The organism is Algibacter lectus (genome assembly GCF_900112395.1).
GTDB classification, from domain to species: domain Bacteria; phylum Bacteroidota; class Bacteroidia; order Flavobacteriales; family Flavobacteriaceae; genus Algibacter; species Algibacter lectus.
In genome coordinates, this window is sequence record NZ_FOLN01000006.1 from 243115 (window position 1) to 255149 (window position 12035).

Consider the following 12035-nt stretch of genomic DNA (forward strand, 5'->3'; position numbering starts at 1 on the left):
TTGGGTATATTATCTAATATTTAAAATAATCTTTAAAGCCTTCCAAATATTTTCTGAGGCTTTAGTGGGTGTGGTACCAACGATAATCTCGTACCATCTTTTTCCTTCTGCCACATTTGATAATTGACCATCTAAAATTTGTTTTACCAAATGGTCCAAATCGTTTTTATCGGTACAAAACACTGCTGCTTGATGGCTTGGCATACTTCTAAAATGCACGTAGTTATAGTTTTGACCTATATCTCTAATCCCTTTTTTAAGTTGGGGTTGCTCATAATTATAATAAATGCATGCTTTATCATGCGCAACAAAATCAAAAACTGTTGATGAACAAACGTTTGTTACAAACTCTGAATGTTCGCAAACATTATACAACATTTTAAAATCTTCCTTTGCTGGTAATACCTGGTTCCATTGGTCACCTATTGGCTTCCAAATGGGATCTAAAACCTCAATAATATCTTTATTAGCATGGATTACAGCATCGTATCTGGTTGTAAAATCCACGGGACACTTCCTGTAAATAATACCTAAATTTTCGCCTTTAGCATTTAAACGCCTTACCGTATTTGCTAAATCTTCTAAATAATATTGATCTAAAGGTGACGTCGTTTCGTCATCACCAGAATAACAAATATATTTTTTATTTACGTCTAAATTGTATTGCTTAAAAAAGTCTGCTCGACTTTGTTTTAAGCTAGTATCATAATGTGGTTCAAACTGTGGTGTCCCTGTTACAAACACTTGTTCTGCTTTCACAAATGGATAATATTGTAAGACTTCGCGCTTCATGTGGTCACTCCAAACGCAATAATAATCGGTTTCCACCACTTGCATCGCTTTGGGTACATTATCCCATGAGTAAACAAAAGCAACCGTAGGAATGCCTAAATCTTTAGCAGCTAATAACGCACTTATAGATTGTGTGGCACGTTGTGTTGTACAAAATATTAAATCTGGTTTATGTTGTTGTAATTGCGCTTTACAGTAGGCGTATTTAGGATTTTGACGCTCTAATGTATTTATTTTTTGTCTGATTTTTTCAATACCTTTTTCTGAAGAATATAGCCCTATGAGTAACTTGGTATATAAACTTTTAAGCGTGTTTTTTACACCTTTATAATTAAAAGGAAACTTATAAGTTGGATACACGTCATCATTAAATTTATCCTGAGACACATTCAATTCGGCTCGCTTTCTAGCACGAGAATAAATTGGTGTTAATGGATGGATTTGATGGTTATCTATCTTAACTTCATTAAAACCTAAGTGGTCTTTTAACGAAAAAACAGTATTATTCCAATATGTGATATCAAAACCATGCTGTTCTCCAATAGATTTAAAGTCAGTAAAGGCAAAGTTGCGCAAACCAACACCATCAGGAAAAAAGACAAATACTTTTTTTTTCATTATAATAAAAACAGATTATCCTTTTTGATTTTTTAATTTATCTCGTTGTACTTGCTCTATGGGTAAAATGTCTTGACTTTTAAATGTTAATGCTTTATGCACTGCATTTAAATCTCTTGATAATTTACGTAAACCCATAGGCTCCAATGACGCAGCATGATCCGTTCCTTTCCAAGTACGATCTAAGGTATAATGACGCTCAATAATTGGTGCACCTAAGGTGTAAGCTGCAATATCTACTGCAATGCCTAAATGGTGTCCAGAAAAACCAATATGCTTGACTTGGTTACCGTATTTTTCAATTAATAAATTAATATCTAATAAACAAACATCTTCAAAGGGTACTGGATAGCCAGAAGTACAGTTATATAACACTAAGTCTTTGGCTCTGTTATGTTTACTAAACAATTGTACTAAATCTTCAATTTCAGACTTGGTAGTCATTCCTGTAGAAATATGAAGTTCGCCTTTGTAATGTTCACATAACCATTCTAACATGGTCGCATTATTATTACAAGCCGAAGGAATTTTGATAAACTTTGGCTGTAATGAAGCTATCTCTTTTGCTGATGTTAAATCCCAAACCGATGTTGAATAATCTATATCGATAGATTCACAAAATGATTTAAGTTCCTTATGTTGCGTTACGCTGAACTCTAAATATTCTCTATGCTCACCATAAGTATCTCCATAAGAGTTTGAAGGGTTTGGGTGCGGATTATTATATTGTTCTTCCGTTAACAACTCAATGTTATGACGCTTTTGAAACTTTACAGCGTCTACATTACAAAAGATTTTAGCCATTTGAATTAATTCTTTGGCTATTTGCATATCACCTTTATGATTACAACCTATTTCGGCAATGATGTATGGTTTATGATAGTTAGTCATTCTATATTCTAATATCTTTTGTTATAATTTTTTATAAAATGGCAAGCCTCTCTAATGGCTCCTGCTCCCGATGGTTTAGACAAAACAACATCTGCAATGTTTTTAATTTCTGTCATGGCATTCTGAGGTGTTAATGACCAACCAACGCTACAAATATTAGACATATCGTTTACATCATCTCCTAAGTAAGCCACATTATTTAATGAAAAGCCTTGTTGTTTTGATAAGGTTTTAAGTAAAGTATATTTATCTTTTACGCCTAAAAACACTTGCTTAATTTGAAGCTTCTGCATGCGTTTTGCTACCAACTCGGATTGCTCACTTGTCATGATCATAACTTCAACGCCAAATTGCCTTAAAATCTCTAATCCCATACCATCACGCATGTCAAAGCTTTTGGTATGTTCGCCATCCTTGGTATAGGTTATAGTTCCGTCCGTAAAAACACCATCTACATCTAGGACTAAATGTGTAATTTTTTCGGCTTTTTTTAATTGTTGTTGACGTGCTATTAATAGGTTTTCTACTATGATCCAATCGGATTCCGTATCAATTTCGTGTAAGCTATCCTCTGGCATTTTAACAATACCTATGTTATTTCCTAGTCTATTTTTATGATCTTGTAACACCTGCTTAGTACAAGTGTAAACTGCGCCATTCTCAATTAACAAGCCTTCAAAATCTTGACGTCTTGGACGCTTGTTGGGATTGTAGTTTATAGCAGTACCATCTGCTTTCCATAAAAAACGATGGGTATTTACAACGGTTAAGGCGGAATCTTTTCCGTTATCCAAAGCGGTCAAACAATTGTTAATGTCTTGTGCTGTAGTAAAAGGTGACGTGACTTGCAACAAACAAAATACATCAAAATCGTAGTGTATTTTTTCTGCAAATTCTAGCATAGCACTTTCTGTGGATGCAGTATCAGTCGCACTACTGTCACTTCTTAATAACCCTTTAATTTTATCTGTATAGTGGTATTCTTTTGTAATAAAATCTAATATGGATTGGTCGTCTGTATACACATAAACAACTTCTAAATCAGAATGTAATGCTTCACCCAAAACCCATGTATACAAAGGTCTTCCAACCATTTTACGTTTGTTTTTACCAGGAATACCTTTTGAGCCTTTACGTAAAGGAATAAAACCTATTGCTTTCATATATTGGGTGACTTTAAATCTTTGTAACAAGTGCTAAAATACATAATTTAACAGCGAAAATCTTTCAAAACGTTAATAAAATAAAGCAATCTTATTATTTATTTGAATTTATAAATTCACTGATTTCTGAGGTGAAAATTTCTGCACCATTAGAAAACATATGTGTGTGATCCCTGTAGATGTTTTTTTCTTTATATCTCTTATTAAGAGTATCATAAACTATGATTTTCTCATCAGCATTCACTAACTCCTTAAATCTTGTAAGAAAATCATTATCGAATGACATCAAACCAGGTGTAAATACAAAATAAAGATTGATATCGTTCTTGCTACACATTTCTTGAATTGCCTTGAAAGAATTTAATTTATGCAATTCTTCATCATTGATGTCATAGCTTTTTATTTCACTTTTATAATCTAACTTTTCATTATTTTTTCCTGATAGTAACTTAGAACCATGTGAAGTCATTACATTTACTTCATATACTCTTTTGGGTTTTAACGAAAAATCTTCTCGATTTATTTTAACTGAATACAAAAAATTAGATATATAGCTTTTTTTATTATTTTCAATTAATTTATCATTTATATAGCTATAATTTTTTAAGGGAAATAACCTGTCAAATCTAAAATGTAATGAATGATTTTTAAGAAATTGATAACCATTATCAATTACCAATAAAACTTTTTTGGGTTTATTATTATGTAGTATTAGTGTTTTTAAAATAAACTCATGAAAGACAACGCTAGATCCTCTGTAAGATAAATTGTAGCAACTCATCCCTGTTTCATCCTCTAGTTGTTTAGCAGAGATATTATTGGCTCCTCTTGAGGAACCAATAATAACAATGTCTTTTTTCATTTTACCTTCAAGAATTAATTCAAGTCTTTTGTCATGTTCTTTTTGAGGTGCATTTTGAATAAAAAAGTACAATCCCTTTTCTACAACAAAAAATAATACTCCAAAAAGTAATATATGCCTTAAAAATAATTTCATGCTTAAAATTGAAAATATATAAACTCTTGCTGAGTATCACTGCTAAAAACAAAAATTATAGCGATTATAATCATATAAAAAGCCCATCTAATAACCCTAGATTGCTTAAGCAATAACACTTCAATTGCATAGTGTTGACGTCTTCCAATCCATTCTATTCCTATAAAAAGAAGAATGAGCACTAGTAAATTAGTTGGTCTAATAGTTGGTAAGGATAATAAACTAGAACTAAATAGACCTTTTAAATAGGTTACTGCATGTGTAACGCTTTCTGACCTAAAAAAGACCCAAGCAATAACAGTTAATCCAAAAGTAAGTCCCATTTGCACTAGCTCTGTAATGCTTGGTAATTTTGAATCTTGAGCGACCACATTTAAATGTGTCCGATTACGTTTGGCCAATAATAATGGCAAAAAGTAAAGTGCATTTAAAAATCCCCAAATAATAAACGTCCAATTGGCACCATGCCAAAATCCACTGACTAAAAATATTATAAACGTGTTACGTACTTTCATCCAAGTGCCTCCTTGACTGCCTCCTAAAGGAATGTATAAATAATCCCGAAACCATGTGGATAAGGATATGTGCCAGCGTCGCCAAAATTCGGCTATATCTCTTGAAAAATAGGGAAAGGCAAAGTTTTGCTTTAAGTCAAAACCAAATAATCTTGAAGTACCAATGGCTATATCAGAATACCCAGAAAAATCACCATAAATCTGAAAAGTAAAAAACAACGCCCCCATTAACAATGTGCTTCCCGAATGCTCTGCCGAATTATTAAAGATTTGATTGGCATACTCGGCACAATTGTCTGCAATAACCACTTTTTTAAAAAAGCCCCAAAGTATTTGTCTACATCCATCCACAGCTTGACTGTAATGAAATTGGCGCTTTTTATAAAATTGTGGTAATAAATGAGTCGCACGCTCTATAGGACCTGCCACTAATTGTGGAAAAAAACTAACAAAGGCTAAAAACGAAACGATATCTCTTGTAGGTTCTAGTTTTCGTTTATAAACATCTATAGTGTAACTTAAGGTTTGAAAGGTGTAAAAGCTAATACCAACAGGCAAAATAATATCTAAAGTATTAGGCTGAATTGGACTCCCAAAAAACGAGAAGGCGTCAACAAAACTATCAACAAAAAAATTGTAATATTTAAAAAAACCTAAAAACCCTAAGTTAACAAGGATACTGGTCCACAACAACAACTTTCTTTTAGAGGGTTGTGCTGTTTGGTTTAATTGGAATCCAATAGTGTAATCCACAAGAGAACTAAAAACAATTAAAGATAAAAAACGCCAATCCCACCAACCATAAAACACATAACTAGCAACAACTAATAACGCATTTTGAAGTTTTAAATTTTTATTAGTTATAAACCAATAAAGTATAAAAACTATTGGTAAAAATAGGGCGAAGTCTAGGGAGTTAAAATACATTTATCCAGAATAATTTAGTCCTTTTAGTTTTTTTATAATGTGTAACGTACTAGCTTTAACAGGACGTCTATATCTTAAAATCGTGGGCAACTTTAAAAGTGTCGATAAGCAAACATATACAAAAGCTTTAAAATACTTAAAGTCTTTTAAAGCATACTTTTTAAAATTATGCAATAACAATTTAGCTATTTTTATTAAAGGCGACTTATAATACACAAGATACAAACGTATTGTATTTTTTAATTGATGTTCAAATCTAAAATAATTTTTACCTTGTAATTTCCTTTTTATAATATCCACACGATGGTTTACTATTATTTTAGAATTGTAGACTATTTGATAGCCTAAATCTAAAACCTCTAAAGCCAAAGCTGGTTCTTCACCATAAATATCAATCCAAACAGGAAAACCTCTTGAGGCATCATACGCTTCCTTCTTAATAGCAAATCCACAACCAATAAAATCATTTGTATAATACGATTCAGTATATTTTGCAAAACTTAAAGCCTCATTATCGGATTTGTATAACCCTCTTATTTCTTGAAAAGCGATTATACCAAGGTTGGGATTGGCACTAAAATCTTCTTCAATAGATTTTATAAAGGCTTCACTTATTGGGTGTGCATCATCATCTAAGCCAATAAGAATTTGTCCTTTCGCTTTATTATATAAGCTATTTCTGGCTGGTGAAGCACCAATGTTTTTTTTAGATACTGTCCAATTAACCCAGTCAAAATCATTAATAATGGTTTCGGTTTTGGAACAACCATCTATAAAAACCAACACTTCATGAATAGAAAAATCTATTAAAGATTTCAACTTCTTTAATGTATAAGCTAAATCTTCTGGTCTATTTTTTGTGACTATTAAAAAAGAAATTTGCATTTATTGGTTTGCGGAATAAACGGTTTGGTATAGGGTTTCTATTTTGGATTGCAAGGTAACACGATTATAATTTTCTTGGATGAAATCGATATTAAAATTTTGAGCTTGTCGTCTTAAAGTATCATTTTGAAGCGCATTTTTTACATGACATGCAATTTCAGTTTCATCTAAAGGATTAGTTATCAAATAGCCATTACTATTATGCGTAATCACTTCTTCTGTAACGTGTCCTGGATTAGATTGAATTGGAAAAGCTCCCATTGACATGGCTTCTAAAAGTGCATTGGGCATTCCGTCGGAAATACTATTCGCTATATGAATACAGCTTTGTCCCATAACAGCCAATAAGTCTGTATTTTGAATAAATTTATGTCTAGAATATACAGTAATATTAAAATCTGAAAGTTGTTTTGAGGCTTTTATTTGTCGCTGAATAACGTCATCTGCGCTGTAAATAACAATATGTTTATTATAAAATAAGTCTTTTGAAACTAAAAGCAAGGCATCTAAAACTTTAGACGCTTTGCCAACACCATCATCATAACCTTTAATTAAAATAAGCGGTCTTTTATCGAAGGGGTTAATCTTAGATGTTTGGATAGTTAACCCTCCATTACCAGGAAACACGCCTAAAAATTGATTTTTATAACCATTTTTTAAAACTAACTTATAATCGCGTTTACAATCTGTGATTAAATAATTAGCACGTGTGCAAAACTGCTGCAATGCTTGTTTTGAGACACCTAATTGCTTAAAATAAAACACATCACTGCCCCAAGATGAATAGATAAATGGTATTGTATTGTCTAACATTATGGGCAGAATAGGCAATCCTGCTAACTGCATTTCAAAACAATGTACAATATCTGGTTGTATACGATCTATAGTACTTTGAAAAGTTTTTAAAACGCTGTTTTCATTATTTTTCTGAATGTTTTTATATAGATTAGGTAAGTGTTTTTTTATTGTACTTCTAAAAGGAAAATCCCATTTTAACTTCCAGCCTTTTATTTGAGTAACCCACTCTATTTTTGAAGATTTAGGTCCTCCATCAGTCACGTCAAACCAATACACCTCATAGCCAGACTGCTTCAATTGGTTAACCCACTGAAAAAAGTGATGGTTTGGAATGGCTACCATTAAAATCTTCATTATAATTTAAATAGGGGTTTAAATTTAGTATCTCCTTTTTTTACAATTTTAAAAATAGAGTAGAAAAATATAATACGAAACAGTTTTACTTTCAACTTAAAACTATAAGCCAATTTATGGTTTTTAATAAAATTTAAACACTGTTGTGCGGATTTAAAATCACGCTCAGCAAGTGCTAACCTAAAAAAACCTAAAGTCATTTTTAATATAGCCAGTTTTATTGGCTTTGCACTTGATAAATGTAATACGGTCTTTTTGGCTTCAAAATAAGAGGCTAAACCATAAGACACGTTACTATAAAAACTATTGGTGGAAGAGCTTGATCCTACACGATAAAATATTAAAGGTATATTGATTATAGCGTATGTTTTATCTTGTGATAATGCTCTGGCATACAACTCATGATCTTCAAGAATATGCAAATCTTCTCTAATCGGTAAATAAGGTTTTAAGCTTGAGGCTTTCCATAGTGGAGCTACCATTAGCATAGGAAAAGTACCTGTAGTAAAATCCTCGAATACATTTTTACTAGGTTTAATATAGGGTTGCTTAGCTGATGAAAATAAATTTGTATCAAATGCTCCAGTAAATTCTTGTAACTGACAAATTACAAAATCATGGGTTTTGATGGCTTCAATTTTTAGCTGAAGGTGATTGGGATGCATGACATCGTCACTATCAAAAAACTGAATATAATTACCTGACATTTTGGTGATAGCAAAGTTTCGGCAACTACTGGGTCCTTTTGCAAATTCTAAAGGACGATTATACAATTGAAAGCGATTATCTCCTTTAATTAGATTATTAGTAATATTATAGGTGTTATCTGTGCTACCATCATCCACTATAATACACTCCCAATTTGCATAGGTTTGTGCTTTAATAGAGTTAAGGGTCTCTTCTATTAAATGTTGGCGATTGTATATTGGGATTATGATGGATATCATTATCTAAAAACTATGGTTTTAAGTATATAAAAACGCGACTTAAAACTATCTAAAATTGACATTTGAGGGTTATAATATACAAATTGAAGTCTTGAATAATAAGCAATAACATAATTAATGCGTTTAACAAAACTAGTCTCGAAGCGTAACGCAGCGTAAAAAGCCCATAATGCCTTTTTAGAGATCGTCTTGTTAAAATTAGGATCAATACTTATAGTGTGCTCCTTGGCTAATTTTAAGCATTGATAGCGATAATAAAACACATCAAATAATTTCTTTTTTGTTAAATTAGCTTTGGCGCTTATTTGACTATCATGTCCATCTCCACTCCTAATAGTTGCTAAAACAGTCTCGATAATTTCAACTTTTAAAGATTGTATTGCTAACATACGAATATGAAACTCGTTATCTTGATAACGCATAATGGTTTCATCAAATAGTGGTTTATCAACCAGAAAAGTTTTTTTCCACATAAAACCACACGTTTGAATTTCAATAGTTTCCATTGCGTAATTATAGAATAAACTTTTTCCGTTATCATATTCAAATTTACTATCTCTAAACGCGGTTAATTGATAGTTTGCATAATTATTTCTGTGAATTACTGCATCTGTATTAGCTTTAAATTCTGCTATTTTTTTTTCTAAAAAAGCAGGCTTCATAATGTCATCACTATCAAACCAATTTATATACTGTCCTTTTGCTAAAGTAAAACCATAATTACGACAACTATTTGCGCCTTTAACCAAATGATTTGGTCGTTTTATAAACTTAAATCTATTGTTTTTTTTTGAATATTCTGCTATGGTTTGTTCTGTATTATCTGTACTTCCATCATCAATAATAAGGCATTCCCAATTAGTATAGGTTTGTGCTATAATTGAATCCAGCGTCATTTTTATAATAGACTCTCGATTAAAAACTGGGATGATTATGGAGATTAAAGATGTATACACTTAATTTATAGTTTTATTTAGTAAGTGTTTTTTTACACTATTTAAACTAGTGACACCTTTAAAATTTACAGCATTATTTTTAATAACGTATACTGCTTTTAATATAATTTGCTGCGCGATTAATAAATTAATTAACTTAACGTAAAACAATAGATCAGGAGCACAAATATTGCAGCTATATACATTTACTATTACAAAACTATTATCTGTAGATTTATTATCTACGATAATAAACCCATCAAAATCAATAGAATACATTTGTTTTAAATTAGATAAAACCTTTTCTAAATGGTTTGCTTCATATTTATTTCTAATTGCAATACTAAACATTTATAAGTTATACTTTATTATTATTAAAAAATATTAGAGCTTTGATATACAATTTTACCTTTTCTGAAAAGCTGAAATTTACATCAGTTAATTGGGATATTTCTTTAAGCTCCCCAATATACTTTGGACTATACATACTATTAGCTTTGAAATACTGATTTATAGCTTCTGTTTGAAACGTTTGAATAATAGTTATTAATTTTTTAGAATCAAATAACCCACTACTATTTGCTTTCAAAGCTTTATTATTCAAATTAATTAAAGCTTTAAGCTCTTTAAAATTTAAACGTTCGGTAAACGAAAACTGTTTAATATAAGCTTGTTTTTCAAATTCAGAATAGTCAAAATCAAGTTGACTTAACATATTAAATCGAGATAAACTGGCACTTTTACGCTGAATTTCTTTTTTAGTAATCGAGACTTGATTGTCGTGCACACGATACAAAAATAACACCTCTTGAAGGTTGTGCAGCTGTCCTACTTGTGATAGTCTTACCCATAAATCATAATCTTCTGCAGGCTCATAAGCTGTGTTGTAATTAATATTGTGTTGTTGCAATACAGATGCTTTAATCATAGCAGTAGGATGACCAATACAAGAGTCTTTTAACAATCCAGTTTTTATTTGTTCATGATATTCTGGAGCTTGAATTATAGTGTCAGTATCTATTAGTTTAAAAATAGATCCACAAACTACAATTTCGTCGTTTTGTTCTAAAATATGTACTTGTTTTTCAAACCGGTTTGGTAAACTAATGTCATCTCCATCCATTCTTGCAATATACTTTCCTTTAGCAATGGTTAATCCATAATTTAAGCTATTGGTATATCCAGAATTTTTAGGCTTAACTATTAGGTTGATGCGTGGGTCATCAAATGTTTTTATAATATCTACTGTAGCATCTGTACTGCAATCGTCAATAATAATACATTCAAAATGGGTATAGGTTTGATCTAAAACGCTTTGTATAGCTTCTTGTACATATTGCTCGCAGTTGTAAGTGGGTATTAAAACGGTTATAAGTGGTTGGTGAGTCATATTATAGTTTTATCCAACGTTTGGGTACAACATCTGTATAATCATACTGCTCTCCATTAAACCATTGTTTGGGTGCAATAACTATCTTGTTTGGATTAGTGTTTAACCACGCAGACCACCAACTAAAACTACTATTAGCAATAATATTATGCTGACAGTTGGACATGAGTTTAATATCTTCAAATGCAGTAGATGCATCATTAAAATCGACATAAACGGTGTTATATTTAGTTTTAAAATTGGCTTTTACCCAGTCCATATCGTCTGAAAACACATAATAAGTTGGCTGTTCTATTTTGTTTTCAATAACAATCATAGCCTCTCTATAATATTCCTCTTTAGAAGTATTATGCACCTCATGTGTTAAAAAATCACCTCGTCTAATATGAATAGATACTGCATTGGTCTTTGACATTTCTACCAATAGGTTTTGGGTTTGTTTTTTTAAAGGTGAAACAATTTTAAAATCGTTTAAAATATCGTTTCTATAAGTTATAAAATAGTCTTCTGCCTGAAAGTAACCCTGTAACAGAATGTTTTTGGTTATAATGTTAAAGACTTCTGGGTTAAATCTAAAAGACTGTTCGTTGTAATAAGTAGTCAATTTTAGTTTGTTTTCTAACTTTCTAATCCACTTACTTTTTTGCCTAAATGGTTTTGCATTAATGTTAAAATGATGCAAATCAAAAGCACGTAACTTGTAATCGTCAAAACCTGATAAATCTAGTCTTAATTCTTGTTTAGTATGTAAGGCTAGTGCTTTAGCTGCAGCATACTGAAACATTTGATTACCCAAACCTCCTATTAGTTTTACAATTACCAA

General features: G+C 31.2%; 12 protein-coding genes. All 12 read right to left on the minus strand.

Annotated elements, in window-relative coordinates:
- Positions 1 to 9: 9 nt before the first annotated feature.
- Positions 10 to 1410 (minus strand): glycosyltransferase family protein, encoded by a 1401-nt coding sequence (locus BM246_RS12425; protein ID WP_074938266.1) that lies wholly within the window; start codon positions 1408 to 1410, stop codon positions 10 to 12.
- A gap of 15 nt (positions 1411 to 1425) precedes the next feature.
- Positions 1426 to 2301, minus strand: a complete 876-nt coding sequence (locus BM246_RS12430) for an N-acetylneuraminate synthase family protein (protein WP_074938269.1) — start codon at positions 2299 to 2301, stop codon at positions 1426 to 1428.
- Between the two features lie 8 nt (positions 2302 to 2309).
- Positions 2310 to 3464 (minus strand): acylneuraminate cytidylyltransferase, encoded by a 1155-nt coding sequence (locus BM246_RS12435; RefSeq protein WP_074938272.1) that lies wholly within the window; start codon positions 3462 to 3464, stop codon positions 2310 to 2312.
- Positions 3465 to 3558: 94 nt separating this feature from the next.
- Positions 3559 to 4461, minus strand: a complete 903-nt coding sequence (locus tag BM246_RS12440) for a hypothetical protein (protein ID WP_074938275.1) — start codon at positions 4459 to 4461, stop codon at positions 3559 to 3561.
- A gap of 2 nt (positions 4462 to 4463) precedes the next feature.
- A complete protein-coding gene (locus BM246_RS12445) occupies positions 4464 to 5903 on the minus strand; it encodes an MBOAT family O-acyltransferase (RefSeq protein WP_074938278.1) in 1440 nt (479 codons plus the stop codon).
- Positions 5904 to 6788, minus strand: coding sequence for a glycosyltransferase family 2 protein (locus BM246_RS12450; protein ID WP_074938281.1), 885 nt, complete (start codon positions 6786 to 6788; stop codon positions 5904 to 5906).
- Positions 6789 to 7940: a glycosyltransferase family 4 protein gene (locus BM246_RS12455; RefSeq protein WP_074938284.1), complete on the minus strand. Its 1152-nt coding sequence runs from the start codon at positions 7938 to 7940 to the stop codon at positions 6789 to 6791.
- Positions 7940 to 8887, minus strand: coding sequence for a glycosyltransferase family 2 protein (locus BM246_RS12460; RefSeq protein WP_074938286.1), 948 nt, complete (start codon positions 8885 to 8887; stop codon positions 7940 to 7942). Before BM246_RS12460 ends, BM246_RS12455 begins: the two co-directional genes overlap by 1 nt.
- Positions 8887 to 9843 carry a glycosyltransferase family 2 protein gene (locus tag BM246_RS12465; protein ID WP_074938289.1) on the minus strand — a complete coding sequence of 319 codons (957 nt, stop codon included), beginning with the start codon at positions 9841 to 9843 and terminating at the stop codon, positions 8887 to 8889. Before BM246_RS12465 ends, BM246_RS12460 begins: the two co-directional genes overlap by 1 nt.
- Complete coding sequence (locus tag BM246_RS12470) at positions 9844 to 10173, minus strand: hypothetical protein (protein ID WP_074938292.1); 330 nt, start codon at positions 10171 to 10173, stop codon at positions 9844 to 9846.
- A 7-nt stretch (positions 10174 to 10180) separates the two neighbouring features.
- Complete coding sequence (locus tag BM246_RS12475) at positions 10181 to 11212, minus strand: glycosyltransferase family 2 protein (protein ID WP_074938295.1); 1032 nt, start codon at positions 11210 to 11212, stop codon at positions 10181 to 10183.
- Position 11213: 1 nt separating this feature from the next.
- A complete protein-coding gene (locus BM246_RS12480; RefSeq protein ID WP_074938298.1) occupies positions 11214 to 12035 on the minus strand; it encodes an alpha-1,2-fucosyltransferase in 822 nt (273 codons plus the stop codon).